Source organism: Duganella hordei (assembly GCF_040369125.1).
In the GTDB taxonomy this organism is placed as follows: domain Bacteria; phylum Pseudomonadota; class Gammaproteobacteria; order Burkholderiales; family Burkholderiaceae_D; genus Rugamonas; species Rugamonas hordei.
Window position 1 is genome coordinate 64749 of the sequence record NZ_BPWI01000019.1, and the last position, 16816, is coordinate 81564.

Below are 16816 nucleotides of genomic sequence, written 5' to 3' on the forward strand. Positions count from 1 at the left end.
GAACCCAGGTTCCGGCCCTGTTTCATTTATTGGGGAGTTATTGTGGAACGACGTTCATTTCTGAAGGTAGGCGCGGCCGCCGGCGGCAGCTTGCTGATACCGGTATTCGGCAACGCCATCGCAGCTGAAGAGCTGATGAATCCCATGGCGGTGCAGTTCAAGAAGACCCTGGCCGACGCCGCGATGAACGCGGCCACCAAGGCCGGCGCCAGCTACTGCGACGTGCGCATCGGCCGCTACATGAACCAGTTCATCACCACGCGCGACCTGAACGTGGAAAACATCGTCAACACCGAATCGTCCGGCGTCGGCGTGCGCGTGATCGCCGGCGGCGCCTACGGCTTCTGCTCGACCAACGTCATGACCTTGGACTCGGTGGCCGCCGCCGCGCAGCAGGCCGTCGCCATCGCCCGCGCCAACGCCAAACTGCAGACCGAACCGGTGCAGCTTGCCCCCGTCAAAGGTGTCGGCGTGGTGGCCTGGGCCACGCCGTTCAAGAAGGATTGGCGCACCGTGCCGATCAAGGAAAAAGCCGAGATGCTGATCGCCGCCAACAAGGCCGGCATGGAGGCGGGCGCCAGTTTCATGTCGTCCAACCTGTTCCAGGTCAACCAGCAGAAGTACTTCGCCTCCACCGACGGCTCCTACATCGACCAGGACATCCACCGCCTGTGGGCGCCGCTGACGGCCACCGCGGTCGACAAGGCCAGCAACCGCTTCCGCACGCGCGACGGCCTGTCGTCGCCGGCCAGCATGGGCTATGAATTCTTCGACGCCAAGCCCGCCAACAAGGTCAAGGCCGCTGGCGGCGTGACCACGCTGTACAAGGGCGCCTACGATTTGATCGAGGACGCGCGCGCGGCCGGCCGCCAGGCCAAGGAAAAGCTGACGGCGAAAACCGTCGAGCCGGGCAAGTACGACCTGGTGCTGTCGCCGGAGCACCTGTTCCTGACCATCCACGAATCGGTAGGCCACGCCACCGAGCTGGATCGCGTTCTGGGCTACGAGGCCAACTACGCCGGCACCAGTTTCGCCACGCTGGATAAATGGCAGAGCAAGAAATTCAACTACGGTTCGGAGCTGGTCAACATCGTCGCCGACAAGACCACGCCGGGATCGCTGGGCTGCGTGGGCTACGACGACGAAGGCGTGGCCTCGAAGCGCTGGGACCTGATTCGCAAGGGCATCCTGGTCAACTACCAGGCCACGCGCGACCAGGCGCACATCATCGGCGAGAAGGAATCGCACGGCTGCTCGTATGCGGACAGCTGGAGCAGCGTGCAGTTCCAGCGCATGCCGAACGTTTCGCTGGAAGCGGGCAAGAAGCCGCTGACGCCGGACGACATGGTCAAGGATGTCAAGAAGGGCATCTATATCCTCGGCCGCGGCTCGTATTCGATCGACCAGCAGCGCTACAACTTCCAGTTCGGCGGCCAGCTGTACTTCGAGATCAAGAACGGCAAGATCGCCAATCAGCTGGAAGACGTGGCCTACCAGTCGAACACGCAGGAATTCTGGAACGCCTGCACGGCGCTGTGCGATGAACGCGACTGGCGCATGGGCGGCTCCTTCTTCGATGGCAAGGGACAGCCCAGCCAGGTCAGCGCCGTATCGCACGGCTCGCCGACCACCCGCTTTAACGGCATCAACGTGATCAACACCGCTCGCAAGATAGGATAAACAATGAAGATGCTGAACCAGGAAGAAGCAAAACGCATTTGCGACAAGATCATGTCGCTGTCCAAGGCCGACGAGTGCCGTGTGCAGATCAGCGGCAGCCGCAACGGCAATATCCGCTATGCGCGCAACGCGGTGTCGACCGCCGGCTTGATCGAGAACACGCAGCTGTCCGTCAGCGTCGCCTTCGGCAAGCGCCAGGGCACCGCGTCGATCAATGAGTTCGACGACAAGTCGCTGGAAAAGGCCGTGCGCCGCGCCGAAGACGTGGCGCGCCTGGCGCCGGAAAATCCGGAGTTCCAGCCGGCGATCAAGAAGCAGGAATACAAGCTGTCCAATACCTACAGCGACGCCACCGCCGCCATCGATCCGGACTACCGCGCCGAAGTGGCCGCCGTCAGCATCAACGCCTGCAAGAAGCAGGGCCTTGTCGCAGCAGGCTTCTTCAGCGACACCACCGGCTTTGAAACCATCGCCAACTCGAACGGCGTGTTCGGCTACCAGACCTTGAGCAATCTGGGTTTCACCGTCACCACCCGTACCGAGGATGGGCGCGGTTCCGGCTGGGCTACGCGCTCGGCCAACGATGCGAAGAAATTCGATGCGCGCGAAGCGTCCGAGATCGCCATCGAGAAGGCGTTGAAGTCGGTCGAGGCCAAGGCGCTGGAGCCGGGCCGCTACACCGTGATCCTGGAGCCGGCTGCGACGTCGGAAATCATCGGCCGCATGTTCGGCGCCTTCGACGCGCGCCAGGCCGACGAGGGCCGCAGCTTCCTGTCGAAGAAGGGCGGCGGCAACCGCCTTGGCGAGAAGCTGTTCGACGAGCAGGTCAACGTCTGGGCCGATCCGTGGAATCCGGACGTGCCGGTGCTGGCCTGGGACGGCGCTTCGATGCTGGCGCGCGAGCGCACCGACGTGATCAAGGGCGGCAAGATCGAATCGCTGGACTACACCCGTTACTGGGCGGAGAAGCAGGGCAAGCGCGCGGCAGGCCGTCACGGCAACATGATCATGGCGGGCGGCGGCAAGTCCACCGAAGAGCTGATCGCCTCGACCAAGAAGGGCGTGCTGGTCACCCGCACCTGGTACATCCGCATGGTCGACCCGCAATCGCTGCTGTTGACCGGCCTTACCCGCGACGGCACGTTCTACATCGAGAACGGCAAGATCAAGCATCCGATCAAGAACTTCCGCTTCAACGAAAGCCCGGTGTCGATGCTGAACAATATCGATGAACTGGGCAAGCCGGTGGTGATCGGCGGCGACGAAGTGCGCTTCCAGATGCTGATACCGCCGATGAAGGTGCGCGACTTTAACTTCACGTCCCTGTCGGACGCGGTTTAAGGGGCGGGGCAAAGGGAACAGGGAACGGCGTGGCCAACTACGATTTTTATTTCACCCGCCTGACCTACGAGTCGGGCGACTGGGACGTCGATATCCGCATGCCCAGCAACGTGCTCAACTCGCTGGTCGAATATACGACCTTGCGGGTCGACCCCGTCGAGCGCATCGTCGCGCTGTCCGATCCGAAAATGCTGGAGGCGCCGTTCTGCTATTTCGCCGGCCATAAGCTGGTGCAGTTCACGCCTGCGGAGCGCAAGAACCTGGAGCGCTATATCAAGGGCGGCGGCTTCCTGTTCGTCGACGACTGCAATCACGATATCGACGGCCTGTTCTCGAAATCGTTCGAGGCGGAGATCGCCCGCATCTTCGGGCCCAAGGCGCTGCGCAAGATCCCGAACAACCATCCGGTGTATTCGAGCTTCTTCCATTTCGACGGCCCGCCGAACACCAGCGTCGAGCTGAACGGCTGGGGCGACGACCTGGTGCACGACTACCTGAAGGCGGTGGAAGTCGGCGGCCGCGTGCGGCTCTTGTACAGCAACAAGGACTACGGCTGCGAGTGGGACTACGACTTCCGCAACAAGCGGTGGCTGGTGGTCGACAACACCCGCTTTGCGGTCAATATCATTCAATATGCGTTGGGAGCTTGATCTTGGATAGTGCAATCGCCTGGAGCGAAAATGAAATCGGCGCGCTGAGCGCCAAGGTGGCGGCGCTGAAGAAGAGCATGTCCCGCGTGATCATCGGCCAGGAAAACGTGATCGATTCGCTGATCATCTGCCTGCTGGCCGGCGGCCATGCGCTGGTGGAGGGCGTGCCGGGACTGGGCAAGACGCTGTTGGTGAAGTCGTTGTCGCAGGCGACCGACATGGACTTCCATCGCGTGCAGTTCACGCCGGACCTGATGCCGTCGGATATCGTTGGCACGGAGATCCTGGAAGAGGACCATGCGACGCGCAAGCGCGAATTCCGCTTCCAGCAAGGGCCGGTGTTCACGCAGGTGCTGCTGGCCGACGAGATCAACCGCGCGCCGCCTAAAACCCAGTCGGCGCTGCTGGAGGCGATGCAGGAGCGCAGCGTGACCTTCGCCGGTCAGACGCACAAGCTGCCCAAGCCGTTCTTCGTGCTGGCGACGCAGAACCCGATCGAGCAGGCCGGCACCTATCCGCTGCCGGAGGCGCAGCTGGACCGCTTCCTGCTGCGCATCGACGTGGTCTATCCGACCGAGGAGGAGGAGATCGCGATGGTCTCCGCCACCACGCACACCGGCCTGAAAGATGCGGAGCCGGTGATGGACGTGGCGACCCTGCTGCGGCTGCAGCAGCTGGTGCGCGACATCGAGATCGGCGATCATCTGCTGGCCTACGCGACGCGGCTGGTGCGCGCCACGCGTCCGGCGCTGACGACGGTGCCGGCGGTGAAGAAGCATGTGGGCTGGGGCGCCGGTCCGCGCGCCGGACAGGCGCTGGTGCTGGCTTCCAAGGCGCGCGCGTTGATGCACGGACGGCTGGCCGTCACGCGCGAGGACATCGCCGAGATGCTGCTGCCTGTGCTGGCGCACCGCGTGATCCGCAACTTCGAGGCCGAGGCGGACGGTGTCGCGATCGCCGACATCCTGCTGGCGTTGCGCGAGCATATCCGTCCCGACTAAGCTGTTATGCAAGCGACTTCGACATCGTCCGTGCCAGGTTCGGCGACGGCCGCCATGACTGCGATGATGGCCCAGACCAAGGATCTGGAGCTGGTCATCCGTCACGTGCTGGCAGGGCTGGGCCATGGCTTGCATGCGGGGCGCGAGCGCGGCGCCGGCGTGGAGTTCTCCGAGTACCGGGCCTACGCGCCGGGCGACGAGTGGCGCCGCGTCGACTGGAAGCTGCTGGCGCGCGCCGACCGCTATTTCGTCCGCGAGGCGGAGCGCGACAGCCACGTCGCCACCTGGCTGTGGCTGGACGCCAGCGCGTCGATGGCGGAGCCCAGCCGCGAAATCAACGGTGTCGACAAACTCTGGTTCGCCTGCACCGTGTTGGCCTGCGTGGCAGCCATCGCGCAGCGGCAGGGCGATGCGTTCGGGCTGGTGATATGCGGCGGCGGAAAAGTCGAATTCACGCAAGCCTCGCGCGGGCCGCGCCAGTTGCAGCGGGTGCTGGCGCAGCTGTCCAAGGCCAAGCCGGAAGGCAGTTTGCCCAGTGCCGAGGTGCTGCGGGCGAATCTGCATTTCGCGCGTTCGCCAAGCCTGATCTTCGCCGCCAGCGACTTCCTCGACTGGCCGTCGCCGTTGAGCGAAGCGCTGGTGCGCCTGCGCAGCCTGCGGCATGACGTTCGATTGCTGACCTTACGCACACAGGCGGAGGTGGATGCCAGCTTCAAATCCGGCACGGCCTACCGCGATCCCGAACAAAGCGACGGCTTGCATCGCTTGAGCAATGCCGACCGCGAGAGTTACAAGCAGCAAAGCCGCGCGCACTTCGATGGCGTGTCGGCCAACTGCCGTCAAAACAATATCGTCCACTACGAGGCGCGCATCGAGCAGCCGCTGCATGCTGTGCTGCGCAGCTGGCTGCAGTTGGCGGGAGCGCGGGCAAAATGATGTTGAGTTCCTATCCCTTCTGGTGGCTGGCGCTGCCGGTTTTGCTGCTGCCGATCTGGTGGCATCGGCAGAAGCGCCAACGGCTGAAAGCCGAGCCTTTGGCCACCGCGCGCTTCCTGCCTTCCGCCGCACCCGAGCAACTGCGGGTGTGGCAGTGGCGGGATCGCTTGCTGTTGCTGGTGCGCTGCCTGATGCTGGTGGCGCTGATCGCGTGGCTGGCGGCCACCATCTTCCCGTGGCGCGGCGATACCGTGCTGGTTGATGCCGGCGCCGACAAGGCGTGGATGGATCAGCAGATCATTGCTGCCGGCATGAACGCGGCGCAGCGCATTGAGCTGCCGGCCACTGGTCAGCAAGGTTCGCATGGCCTGCAATGGCTGCGCGAGCACGAACGCGACTGGCGCCCCAGTGCGCGCCTGCTGGTCGTCGCCCGCGCCGACCAGATAGCGATGCCGGCCCGCGTGCCGCAATTCAGCCATCAAGTTGAACTGCGCACCAAGTTGTCGCCCGTCGCTGCCGCCGCGCCGGTCCAGCATCGCGTTGCGCTGACCGCCGTTGCGGAGCGCGCTGCCACATGGCGCTCGCTGTTCACCGCCTTCGACAGCGCCGGCACTGGCGCCAGCCGTTACGTCATGGCCTCCGAGCCGGACGTCAACACAGAGCTGATTGTCTGGGATTCCCCGGACGCGCCACCCGCCAACTGGCGCGCGCCGCACTGGTGGATCGCCGCCCCGGCAGCTGCCGCCTTCCCCGAATTGGCAAAGGCCTCGACGCTGGTCATCAACGGCATCGCGCTGAAATACGTCGACTCGCCTCGCGGCCGCCTGTGGGTCTCGGACGCCTGGCCCGCGCGCGATGCCGACACCGGGCGCGCCATCTACGACGCCTGGCAACTGCTGGCCGCATCTCCCGCGCCAGCCTACCCGACGCCGTCGCAAACCTTCGGCGCCGCCCGCAGCGCGCTGCCGGCCATCACCAACGCAAAGCCAGCAACCTGGCTCGCTCTCGCCCTGCTCGCGCTTTTTGCATTAGAACGGATACTGACCCATGCACGGCGAAACTAAGCATTTGCGCAGCCGGCTGTGGTCCGCCGTCCTGCGTCGCCGTGCCCCGCAATGGCTTGCCGCCGTGGCACCGCTGGTCATCGCCGCGGCCTTGCTCCCACCCGCGCGCCCGATCGTCCTGACGGCGGTCGCGCTGTGGGCCATCTGGCTGGCCGCCGACATTTACCGCTGGCGCCGGCGGGTCGACGCCGAATGGACATCGTGGCTGAACGCCGCCATCCCCGCGCTGGAAGACAGCAGCATGTTGCTGGCGGCCGACGCCAACACATCCATCGCCAAACTCCAGCGACAGCGACTGCAAACCCGCCTTGCTGCTGTTCTGGGCGAAGGCGACTATCGCGGCATCGCCCGCAGCCGCGTGCGCATCGGCATCCTGCCCGTTCTGCTCAGCCTTGCGGCGGCTGGCGTCGCCTGGGGCTACCACGGCAAGCAATCCGCCTCCGCACCGGTTGCGAGCGCGCCGGCCAACAAGCCGATCGTCGATGGTGAAATTTATCTGCGCGTTACGCCGCCGGCTTACACCGGCGTCAAATCGTTCGACACCGCCGCCCGCGACATCCAGGTGCCGGAATTCTCCGAGGTGCGCTGGTGCGTGCGCAACCCGAGTGGCGCGCAGCCGGTAGTGGAACTGGGCGACGGACAGACGCTCCCCGTTACCGAAGCCTGCGCATCGCAGCGCGTGAAAGAATCGCTGTTCTGGCGCGCGCGCGGCAAAGGGGGCTCGCGCTACAACATCCGCGTCACGCCCGATCAGCCGCCGCAAGTCACTATCATCGAGCCGACCGAATTGATACACATCCTGCCGAAGGAAACCAAGACCTTGCAGCTGTCCGTCATGGCACGCGACGACTACGCCATCGCGCGCGCCAGCCTGCACATGACGTTGGCGCGCGGCAGCGGCGAGAACATCCGCTTCAGCGACCGCGAAGTGCCGTTGCCGCAGTCGGCGGACCCGAAGACGCGCAACTGGAAAAAACAGTGGACGCTGGCGGAACTCGGCATGGAGCCAGGCGACGAGCTGTACTTCTTCGTTCGCGCCACCGACAACGCGCCGGACAATCCGCACACCACGCAATCCCCGACCTACACGCTGCGCCTGCCGGCGCCGGAGGCGGAGAGCCTGGATTCGACCGTGCTGCCGTCGATGGTCAAGCCGGAAAACCTGCGCAGCCAGCGCCAGATCATCATCGACACCGAACAACTGGTCGCCGACATGAAGGCCAATCCGAACATGGCTGCCGCCACGGTGCGCTCGCGCAGCGAAGGCATCGCTTCCGACCAGGCCAAGCTGCGGCTGCGCTACGGCCAGTTCCTCGGCGAGGGATCGAGCCTGTTCGGCGACGAGCATGAACACGAAGGCGAAGAGCACCACGGCGGCGGCATGGCGGGCGGCGGCGAGATCGCCGTCATGAAGGAATTCGGCCACGCGCACGACCAGGAAGACAATGCCACCATCTTCGATCCGAAGACCAAGGCCGTATTGAAACGCGCGCTGTCGGCGATGTGGGATGCGGAGAAATCGCTGCGCGCCGTCGAACCCAAGCCCGCACTGCCGCCGGAGTACAAGGCGCTGGATGCGATCAAGGAATTGCAGGCAGCCGAACGTATCTACCTGCATCGTACTGCTTTCGTTCCGCCGGCGCTGAAGGAAGAGAAGCGCATGAGCGGCGATATCGTCGGCGTGCTGAGTTACAAGCGCGAGCAGGGCGCCGCCGGCGATACGGTGCCGGCCGAAGTGCGCGAACTGGTGCAGGCGCTGGCGCAGGACGGCGCGCTGCCCGCATTGTGGAGCAAGGCGGCGCGCGAGACCATCGCCGCGCGCATCGGCGACCAGGAACAGAAGCTGAGCGCCCAGCGCGCGGTGCAGGATGTGCAGGATGGCTGCGCCGCCTGTCGCGGTGAGCTGCGCGCCTGGCTGCGCGGCACGCTGACGGATGCGCCGGTGCTGCTGCAGGCGCGCCCTTCGACGGATACCCCGTTCCGTCAGGCCTGGAGTGGCAAGGAGCAGTCGAAATGAGTATCGCAGTGAATTCGTCGATGGATCTGGCGGCGGTTGCCCCGCCATTGACTGCGCTAGCGGTTGGCGTCGTGAGTGCCGCCATGCTGTACGCCCGCAGCCATAAATGGATCGATGTGGCGCTGGCTGCGGTGGCCGGCGCATCGCTGGCGGTGGCGCTGGCGGACATACGCTTGCTGGAGGCCGGCGAGAACACTCTGACGGTGACCACCAACGCGTCGGGCGGAATCAGCGAGGCTGACTGGCTGGCCATTCCGCGCGCGCAAGGCATCTCGCTGGTTGGCGATGGCTTGCGCGAGGCGGAGTGGCGCGATCTGCCTGCGCGGCCTTTGCAGTGGAAGCCTGCCGCCGCCGATTTGTTGTGGCTGGATTTTCCGCGTTCGATGTCGCTGGGCCGGATTTTTACGCTGTCGGTGCGCCGCTCGCAGGCGCAGGCCGGCTGGCGCTTGCAGCTGCTGGCGGAAAACAAGCAGGTGCTGGCGGAGTCCTCGACGACCGCCGCCGCGTCGCAGTTGAGCGTGCAGTGGCTGCCGCCGGTGGCGGAGGCCATGGTGCTGCAGGCGCGTTTGCTGGACGCCGCCGGCGCCGTGATCGCCCAGGGGCCGATTCCCCTGCAGGTGAAGGATGCGCTGCCTTTGCAGATACAGGGCCGCTTCGATGCGCCGTCATTCGATGCGCGGGCGCTGAATCAGCTGCTGGCCGATGGCGGCGCGATCCTGGACTGGAGCGTCACGCTGGGCAAGGCGGTGGCGCGCAGCGAAACGGCGCGTGTGCCGTTGACCGCGCCAAACGCAGTCGTCGTGGATGCGGCTTACGTGGAGCATTTGAATCCGTCGGCGCGCGATGCGTTGTTGGCGCAGGTGCGGCAGGGCGTTCCGCTGGTGGTCTTGGGCGGTAATGCGGCCGACGCGTCGTTGTGGCAGCGTCAGTTCGACTTGCGCTTGCACCCGCAGTCGCCAACCACCGAGAAGGAAGACACGCGGCAGTTCAGCGTTGCCGGTGCGTCGTTGGCGATGCCGCCGGCCGGCTTGAATCCTGATGATCGTGCCGGAGGACCATGGTCAGTGCTGGCGCGCGACGGCAAGAAGCAACCGTGGCTCTGGCAGCGCGATTTGCAGCAAGGGCGCGTAGTATGGATCGGCGTGTCGGACTGGCACAAATATGCGATCAGCGCGCCTCAGGCGCTGGCCCTGTGGTGGCAGGGGGCGATGGATAGTATCGCGCTGGCCAGCGTACAAAAGGCGGGCTGGCAGATGACCGATCCGATGCCGCTGCCGGGTTTGCGCAGCGAAGTGTGCGCGCAGGGCGTGAAGCCGGGGACGATGATTGGCGTAGCCGGTGCGGCGGAACTTCAATTGCAGGCGCGCGCGGACAAGGCGGACGCTGTGTGTGCGGCGATGTGGCCGCAGAAGGCGGGATGGCTGGCATTCAAGGCGGCTGGCATGGCGGAGGCGGGGGCCGAGTATGTCTACGCGCGCGGCGACTGGCCGGCGTGGCAGAAGGCGCTGCGGCGCGATGCCACCGCGTTGTATGCGGCCCGCTCGCCAGGCACCACCACGAAGAGCGGCGTCACCGGCAGCAGCCGTCCGCTGCCGGTGGCGCCATTTGGCGCGCTGTTCGCGCTTTGCATGCTCGGCCTGTGGTGGCGCGAGCAGCGCAAGACGTAGCGCTTATTGCGGTCAGCCCGCCCTTACCACTTCTGCCATCCGATGACGTAGGCCGGCGCGTCGATGGTGCAGGCCGGATCGGCGACAGGCTTCATCGGCACGCGGGCGAACGGCAGCACGCCCGCCCACGCCGGCCAGCTCAGGTCTTCCTCATCATCGGTCGGACCACCGGAGCGCACCTTGCAGGCCGCTTCGTCGAGTGCGATGCGCATGATCGTTGTGGCCGCGTATTCCTTGTCCGAACCGGGTCGTACCTCCGCCTGCCTGCCTGGCGCCAGCTTCTCCATGAACGCTTCCATCGTGCGATGGCGCTCGGCCTCGTCGGTCACCACCTCGAAGCGCCCATAGATCATCGCCGACCGGTAGTTCATCGAATGGCTGAAAGCCGAACGCGCCATCACCAGTCCGTCCAGGTGCGTGATCGTCACGCAGGTCTCGCTTTCGGTCAGGCGCTTGAGCATGCGGCTGCCGTTGGAGCCATGGATGTACAGGTGTCCGTCCTCACGCCAGCAGGCGGTAGGAATGCAGTGCGATCCATGGTCGTCGGTGAAGGCGATGTGGCACAGGTAAGCGTCGTCGATGATCGCATGCAGCGTTGCGGTGTCGTAGTGCGCGTTGGTTGAGACGCGGCGCATGCGGGTGCGTGCGCTCGGTGCGGCTGGGGTTGCTGGTTCGGTCATGATCTCCATCCAAAAAGGTTGAAATGACAATATAATGGGATGCTGGCTCCTTAAACAGATCCAGTAATCGTTAATTTGATGGAGCCACGAATGGATTTCACGCTGCTGATCGACGGCTATGCCGCGCAAAACGCCCATCGCGGCTGGCCGCGCCAGCGGTTGCTGCACGAATGCCTGCGCAACGCGATCCGTAGCGGCACGCTGGCTGCCGGCACCCGGCTGGCCGCATCGCGCGTGCTGGCCGAGGAATTGGGACTGGCGCGCAACACCGTGCTGTACGCCTACGAGCAACTGGCCAGCGAGGGCTACGTGACCACCGACCGGCGCGGCACCGTGGTCGCGGCGCTGGCGCCGGATCACAAGCCGGCCGATGGGCCGGCCGAAGCTGCGACCGCAGGCGGGCATACGTCGAAGCCGCCGCAGGCCGGCCTGTCGCAGCGCGCCCGCGCGCTCAGGTCCTTGCCGGGACCGGCCGAGATGATGGGCGCCTTTGTTCCCGGCGTGCCGGCGCTTGAACACTTTCCGCTGACGCTATGGCGCCGCATGCTGGAGCGCGCGTTGCGCGGCATGACCGTGGCGCAGCTGAACTACGGCGATCCGGCCGGCGAGCCGCTGCTGCGCGAAGCCATCGCCGACCACCTGCGTGCCGCGCGCGGCGTGGTGTGCGACGCCGCGCAAGTGTTCATCACCGACGGCACCCAGAGCAGCCTGACTGTCTGCGTGCAGGCCTTTGCCGACCAGGGCGACACCATCTGGATCGAGAATCCCGGCTACGGCGGGGCGCTGGCCGCGTCGCGCGCGGGCGGGCTCAATGTCGCCGGCATCGATGTCGACGATGACGGCATCGCCCCCAGGCCGGACGACTGGCTATTGCGTCCGCCGCGCCTGATCTACACCACGCCGTCGCACCAATACCCGACCGGCAGCGTGCTTAGTTTGCGCCGCCGGCTGGCGCTGATCGAGGCGGCGCGCGGTGCCGGCGCCCTGATCGTCGAGGACGACTACGACAGCGAATTCCGCCACGACGGCCCGCCGTTGCCGGCCATGCAGGGATTGGCGCCGGACGCGCCGGTGATCTATCTCGGCACCTTCAGCAAGACCATGTTCCCGTCGCTGCGGATCGGTTTCGTGGTGGTGCCGCCGGCGCTGGCCGAGCCGTTCGCGCTGATGCGCGCGCAGTCGTCGGCACGCGGACGCGTGGCCGAGCAGCTGGCACTGGCGGAGTTCCTGCGCAGCGGCCAGTTCGCGCTGCATCTGCGGCGCATGCGGCGCCTGTACCGGCAGCGGCGCGACGCGCTGGTGGCGGCGCTGGAAAGACATCTGGGATCGGTGGCGAAGGTGCACGGCGGTTCGGCCGGCATGCATCTGGCGCTGCGCTTCGACGACGCGGCCATCGACGACGTGGCGGTCGCCGCGCAAGCGCTGGAACACGGCATCGTGGTCAATTCCCTGAGCAGGCAAGATACGCAAGGGGAGTCCGGGTGGAAGGGACTGATGCTCGGCTACGCGCAGGTGCCGGCCGAGCGGATGGAAGGGCTGGTCAAACAGTTGGCGGCGATCGTGCACCTTGCGGCCTACGCCGCCAACCGTTCAAACGCTAAACGACGGGCCGCTTAGAACGCCGTATCGGCGCGGATGTACATCGAGCGCCCGTTGACGCCGATCGGGCAGGTTTCCCAGCAACGGGTGAAGCCCAGTTTCGGGAAGTCGCCGCCGTTGGTCCATTCCGACGGCAGCTGGTTGAACATATTGTTCACGCCCACGCTGAGGAAGGTGCGTTTGCTGAACGCATAGCGTACCGACGCATCGACCAGCCAGCGCGCATCCCACTTCTGCAACGGGCTGAAGTTTTCCGCTTCAACCTCGCCGTAGTAGTTGGCGCGGGTGTTCAGGTTCCATGCGCCCATCGTGTAGTCGGCGGCCACCACATGGTGCTTGCGCGGCTGGCCGTGTTCGATCAGCGTCACCTGCGACTTGTCGAACAGCTTCTCGCCGCTCAGCACCGTCGACGTCGAGTGGCGCTTGGTCACCTCGGTCTTGTTGAAGCCCAACTGACCCGATAGCACCAAGGTCGACGCGGCGAACTTGCTGGTGTGCTCGGCCACGATATCCAGGCCGCGGGTGCGCGTGTCGACGGCGTTGGTGAAGAACTGTGCCTGGCCCACGCCCAGCGGCTTGAGGATGTTGGCGATCGGGCCGCCGCCGGCTTCCGGTGCGATCTCGCTGGAGAAGACGATGCGGTCCTTGATCTTGATCTCGTACAGGTCGGCCGTCAGCGACATGTTCCTGGCCGGACGGATCACGGTGCCGATGCTGCCGCTGGTCGAGGTTTCTTCCTTCAGCGGCGCGATGCCGAAGGCCTGGGTCACGGCGCTGCCCTGGCGCGCGGTCAGCGTCTCGGTCAGCACGCCGTTATTCAGATTGGTCGACACGGAGCTGTAGAACTCCTGCTGCACGCTCGGCGCGCGGAAGCCGGTGGACAGGCTGCCGCGGAAGCCGATCTGCCTGGTCGGGTCGAAGCGGGCGCTCAGCTTGCCGGTGACGGTGCTGCCGAAGTCCGAGTATTTTTCATAGCGCACGGCGCCGCCCAGGGTCAGCGTGTCGACCGGCTTGTGTTCGGCGTCCAGGAACAGCGCGATGTTGTGGCGGCCCGAATCGACGGCGGTGGCCGGCGTGTAGCCGGGGAAGCCCTGGATGCCCGCGCCGGCGGTGGCGCCGCTCGGCGTGGTGATCGCGATGGCCGGGTTGTTGGTGCGGCCGTACTGGTAGGAGACCGGATCGCCGGCGATGATCTGGTAGTTGTCGGCGCGGTACTCGAAGCCGGTGGCCAGGAAGATGCTGCCGTCGCCGAACTTGACCGGCCCCTTGATGTCGGCGTTGAAGGTGGTTTGCGAGAACTTCAGCTTGCCGGTGTCGGCTTCGCGCGGCGATTCGGCGTAGATGCCGCCGCCCGGCTTGGGCTCGTACCAGTAGCTGGTGTTGAGGCTGTTCGATTCGTGGAAGCCCAGTTCGCTGTTGCCCTGGTTGATGCTGACGTCGGCCTTCCAGTCGTTGGCCAGGTCGCGGCGGTAGCCGAAGGCGAACGAGGCGTCCTTGATGTCGGTGTGGATGGCCGGCAGGAAGCCGTTCGGGTACACCGACGGCACGGTGCGGTCGTCGCCGGCCGAGCGGAAGAAGCCGAAGGAATCGCTCTTGCGCTTGGACAGGCCGCCGAAGGCGTAGAACTCGCTGGCCTTGTCGATCGGCAGCGCGGCGTTCCACCACAGGTAGACATCCTTGGTGTTGCTGTCGCCGATGTGCTGGGTCACGCGCGGCGGGTTGACGCGCAGCGAATCGGGACCGGCGCGGTTGGTCTCGCCGCGCTTGCGGGCTTCGACGGTGAGGTTGAGGAAGCCGCCGTCCTGGCCCAGCGCGAAGCCGGTGTTGGCGCTGCCCGAATAGAGGTCGCCGTCGCCTTCGGAAGTGGTGCCCAGACTGCCGCTGAGCGAGGTCTCGTTGACGTTCGACTTGAGCACGATGTTGATCACGCCGGCGATGGCGTCCGAGCCGTATTGGGCGGCGGCGCCGTCGCGCAGCACTTCGATGTGGTGGATCGCGGCCAGCGGAATGGCGTTGATGTCGGTGCCCGCCGAGCCGCGGCCGATGGTTTGCTGCACGTTGACCAGCGCCTGCTGGTGGCGGCGCTTGCCGTTGATCAGCACCAGCACCTGGTCTGGGCCGAGCGAGCGCAGCGTCGCCGGGCGGATGCTGTCGGTGCCGTCGCTGATGAAGGTGGACGAGAAGTTGAACGACGGGTCCAGCGTCTGCAGCAGCTTGCCCAGCTCCAGCGGGCCGGCGGTTTGCATGTCCTTCAGGCTGATCAGGCCGACCGGCGCGGAAGTGTCCAGCGCGGTCTTGGCGACCGAGCGCGAGCCCAGCACCACGACGGTTTGTTCTTCGGGCCTGGCGGCGGATGCGGCGTCGGCGCCCGATTGCGCCTGGCCGTGGCCGGCCGCCAGCAGCAGGATCGCGCTGGCCAGCAGGGTACGTTTGAATTGCGGTGCTCTTGTCATATTTTCTCTCTCATTGTTTTACGGCTGCGGATGGCGCCGTGGAGAAAATACTAGCTTGCGGGCTTGAAGAGCTACAACGCGGCTTGCACCATTTTGTTGCGTTTTATGCACATTTGATAATATTGCGTGCTTTGTATCCGAATGTACCGTAATCTGACCAACCGTCGGTATCAATCTTGCTGCATAAGGGTGCAAAAGTGTGGTGCGCACGCATCACTATGGCCAGTTTATTGCTGGTCCAGCATCCAGCCCTTGAGGCCGTTGACCCAGGCCTTGGCCGGCAGGTTCAGGCTTTTCTTGATGGCGCCGGCGCGCTCGTACAGCACGCTGAAATCCAGCACCGGCGACTGCTTGAACGCGATCACGACGATGTTGGCGTCGTGGACCTCCGGCAGCCAGACCACGGCGTCGAACACCAGTTCCATTGCCTGCAGGTTCTTGTCGTAGTTGGAAAAATCGCCGAACACGTTGGTGGTCATGATGCCGCCGTCACGCAGGCAGTCGAAGCAGGCCTGGTAGAACTCGGGCGAGTCCAGCACCGGGCCGCGCGCCTCCTCGTCGTACAGGTCCACCTGCAGCACGTCGACCGTGTTGCGGTTGGCTGGATCGAGTACGAAATCCATGGCGTTCATTTCCCGCACACTGAGGCGCTCGTCGTCGGACGGCAGCGCGAACTGCGCGCGGCACATGGCGATCACGTTGGGATTGAGCTCGACGGCCGTGACGCGCGCGCCGGGCAGGCGGCGGTAGCAGAACTTGGTCAGCGCGGCGCTGCCCAGGCCGAGCTGGACGACGTGCCTTGGGTTGTCGTTGAAGAGCAGCCACATCATCATCATCTGCACGTACTCGAGCTCGATGTTGTCGGGCTTGGCGATGCGCATCGCGCCCTGCACCCAGGAGGTGCCGAGGTGCAGGCTGCGCACGCCCTGGTATTCGGTGATGGTGGCGGGAGGGTGGCCGGGCTGGTCGTAGCGGGTTGGAGTTTTTGCGGACATGGCGCCAGTTTACCAGCCGGCGAAAAAAAAGACGCCGCAGCGTCTTTTCAGGGTGAGCGCCGGAGCGGTCAGGACTGTTTGCGGCGGCGCGCGACCACGCCCAGCAGCGCCAGGCCACCCAGCATCATGCCGTAGGTGGCAGGCTCCGGCACGGCCGTCAGCACGCTCAGCGTACCGCTGTACGAAGCCGGTGCGTCGAGGGTCTTGCCCTTGATGAGCAGTTCGATTGTGCCGGAAACCGGTACGTTGAAGAAGGCGGAACCCGACAGCGGACCGAAGTTGGCAGCCGGAATCGTCGTGCCGTCCAGCTTGGCCCAGTTGAAGTTGATGTCGCCGACCGGATTCTTGATGTTGAGGAAGAAGCCGTAAGCGGTGCTGGGCAGGCCGGAGTAAGTGAACGTGTAAGTATCGGTGAAGGTTCCCGTCACCGTGTGCGTATGGCCGAAGTCGATCGACCATTCCATCGGCCCACCGTTGAGCGCCACCACCGGTGCCGTCCAGTTGTCCGTGGCCGCATGCGCTGCGCCGAGCGACCCTGCGGCCAGCATGGCCGCGAATAAGATTGATTTTAATTTCATAGTTTTCCCCAAAAGAAGACCCAAAGTACCTTTTCGGTTGCCGGGTGTCCATTTGCTATTTTCTTATCATGTAGCTAATTATCATAACTAAATGCTATCGAACGGGCTGAGCAGTACTGGAATTGCCAAAATTCAATTTCCTTGCATAAATTCTA

The 16816-nt window shown here is 65.1% G+C and carries 13 protein-coding genes; 9 read left to right on the forward strand and 4 right to left on the reverse strand.

Features of this window, described 5'->3' with window-relative positions; genetic code table 11:
* The first annotated feature begins 42 nt into the window (after positions 1–42).
* Genes ABWW33_RS28490 through ABWW33_RS28525 form a run of 8 tightly spaced genes read left to right on the forward strand, consistent with a single transcriptional unit; the run spans position 43 to position 10356 of the window.
* The gene (locus ABWW33_RS28490) at positions 43–1680 is read left to right on the forward strand and encodes a TldD/PmbA family protein (RefSeq protein WP_353404790.1); all 1638 of its coding nucleotides are present in this window, start codon (positions 43–45) and stop codon (positions 1678–1680) included.
* 3 nt (positions 1681–1683) lie between these two features.
* Positions 1684–3021, forward strand: coding sequence for a TldD/PmbA family protein (locus ABWW33_RS28495; RefSeq protein WP_353404791.1), 1338 nt, complete (start codon positions 1684–1686; stop codon positions 3019–3021).
* 29 nt (positions 3022–3050) lie between these two features.
* Positions 3051–3671 (forward strand): DUF4159 domain-containing protein, encoded by a 621-nt coding sequence (locus ABWW33_RS28500; RefSeq protein ID WP_353404793.1) that lies wholly within the window; start codon positions 3051–3053, stop codon positions 3669–3671.
* A 2-nt stretch (positions 3672–3673) separates the two neighbouring features.
* Entirely contained in the window at positions 3674–4672 is a 999-nt protein-coding gene (locus ABWW33_RS28505) for an AAA family ATPase (RefSeq protein WP_353404794.1), read from the forward strand.
* Between the two features lie 54 nt (positions 4673–4726).
* Positions 4727–5608 carry a DUF58 domain-containing protein gene (locus ABWW33_RS28510; protein ID WP_353404796.1) on the forward strand — a complete coding sequence of 294 codons (882 nt, stop codon included), beginning with the start codon at positions 4727–4729 and terminating at the stop codon, positions 5606–5608.
* Positions 5605–6672 carry a BatA domain-containing protein gene (locus ABWW33_RS28515; protein ID WP_353404797.1) on the forward strand — a complete coding sequence of 356 codons (1068 nt, stop codon included), beginning with the start codon at positions 5605–5607 and terminating at the stop codon, positions 6670–6672. Before ABWW33_RS28510 ends, ABWW33_RS28515 begins: the two co-directional genes overlap by 4 nt.
* Entirely contained in the window at positions 6656–8689 is a 2034-nt protein-coding gene (locus tag ABWW33_RS28520) for a DUF4175 family protein (protein WP_353404798.1), read from the forward strand. The genes ABWW33_RS28515 and ABWW33_RS28520 overlap by 17 nt, the downstream gene beginning before the upstream one ends.
* Positions 8686–10356 (forward strand): hypothetical protein, encoded by a 1671-nt coding sequence (locus ABWW33_RS28525; RefSeq protein ID WP_353404799.1) that lies wholly within the window; start codon positions 8686–8688, stop codon positions 10354–10356. The genes ABWW33_RS28520 and ABWW33_RS28525 overlap by 4 nt, the downstream gene beginning before the upstream one ends.
* A gap of 23 nt (positions 10357–10379) precedes the next feature.
* Here ABWW33_RS28525 and ABWW33_RS28530 read toward each other — a convergent pair whose 3' ends face one another.
* Positions 10380–11036: a pyridoxamine 5'-phosphate oxidase family protein gene (locus tag ABWW33_RS28530; protein WP_353404800.1), complete on the reverse strand. Its 657-nt coding sequence runs from the start codon at positions 11034–11036 to the stop codon at positions 10380–10382.
* A 90-nt stretch (positions 11037–11126) separates the two neighbouring features.
* On the opposite strand from ABWW33_RS28530, the gene pdxR reads away from it, so the two are divergent.
* The gene (gene pdxR, locus ABWW33_RS28535; protein ID WP_353404801.1) at positions 11127–12653 is read left to right on the forward strand and encodes a MocR-like pyridoxine biosynthesis transcription factor PdxR; all 1527 of its coding nucleotides are present in this window, start codon (positions 11127–11129) and stop codon (positions 12651–12653) included.
* On the opposite strand, the gene ABWW33_RS28540 is transcribed toward pdxR, so the two are convergent.
* From ABWW33_RS28540 to ABWW33_RS28550, 3 genes are all read right to left on the reverse strand, one after another.
* Positions 12650–15088 carry a TonB-dependent receptor plug domain-containing protein gene (locus ABWW33_RS28540; RefSeq protein ID WP_353404802.1) on the reverse strand — a complete coding sequence of 813 codons (2439 nt, stop codon included), beginning with the start codon at positions 15086–15088 and terminating at the stop codon, positions 12650–12652. The genes pdxR and ABWW33_RS28540 overlap by 4 nt on opposite strands.
* A 227-nt stretch (positions 15089–15315) precedes the next feature.
* The gene (locus ABWW33_RS28545; RefSeq protein ID WP_353404803.1) at positions 15316–16083 is read right to left on the reverse strand and encodes a spermine/spermidine synthase domain-containing protein; all 768 of its coding nucleotides are present in this window, start codon (positions 16081–16083) and stop codon (positions 15316–15318) included.
* A 68-nt stretch (positions 16084–16151) separates the two neighbouring features.
* Positions 16152–16661, reverse strand: a complete 510-nt coding sequence (locus tag ABWW33_RS28550; protein WP_353404805.1) for an FxDxF family PEP-CTERM protein — start codon at positions 16659–16661, stop codon at positions 16152–16154.
* Positions 16662–16816 lie beyond the last annotated feature (155 nt).

Bases quoted from the DNA above. Each gene is read 5' to 3' on its own strand.
- ABWW33_RS28495 (WP_353404791.1), top strand. From the start codon at position 1,684: ATGAAGATGCTGAACCAGGAAGAAGCAAAACGCATTTGCGACAAGATC.
- ABWW33_RS28510 (WP_353404796.1), top strand. From the start codon at position 4,727: ATGACTGCGATGATGGCCCAGACCAAGGATCTGGAGCTGGTCATCCGT.
- ABWW33_RS28515 (WP_353404797.1), top strand. From the start codon at position 5,605: ATGATGTTGAGTTCCTATCCCTTCTGGTGGCTGGCGCTGCCGGTTTTG.
- ABWW33_RS28520 (WP_353404798.1), top strand. From the start codon at position 6,656: ATGCACGGCGAAACTAAGCATTTGCGCAGCCGGCTGTGGTCCGCCGTC.
- ABWW33_RS28525 (WP_353404799.1), top strand. From the start codon at position 8,686: ATGAGTATCGCAGTGAATTCGTCGATGGATCTGGCGGCGGTTGCCCCG.
- ABWW33_RS28530 (WP_353404800.1), bottom strand. From the start codon at position 11,036: ATGACCGAACCAGCAACCCCAGCCGCACCGAGCGCACGCACCCGCATG.
- pdxR (WP_353404801.1), top strand. From the start codon at position 11,127: ATGGATTTCACGCTGCTGATCGACGGCTATGCCGCGCAAAACGCCCAT.
- ABWW33_RS28540 (WP_353404802.1), bottom strand. From the start codon at position 15,088: ATGACAAGAGCACCGCAATTCAAACGTACCCTGCTGGCCAGCGCGATC.
- ABWW33_RS28545 (WP_353404803.1), bottom strand. From the start codon at position 16,083: ATGTCCGCAAAAACTCCAACCCGCTACGACCAGCCCGGCCACCCTCCC.
- ABWW33_RS28550 (WP_353404805.1), bottom strand. From the start codon at position 16,661: ATGAAATTAAAATCAATCTTATTCGCGGCCATGCTGGCCGCAGGGTCG.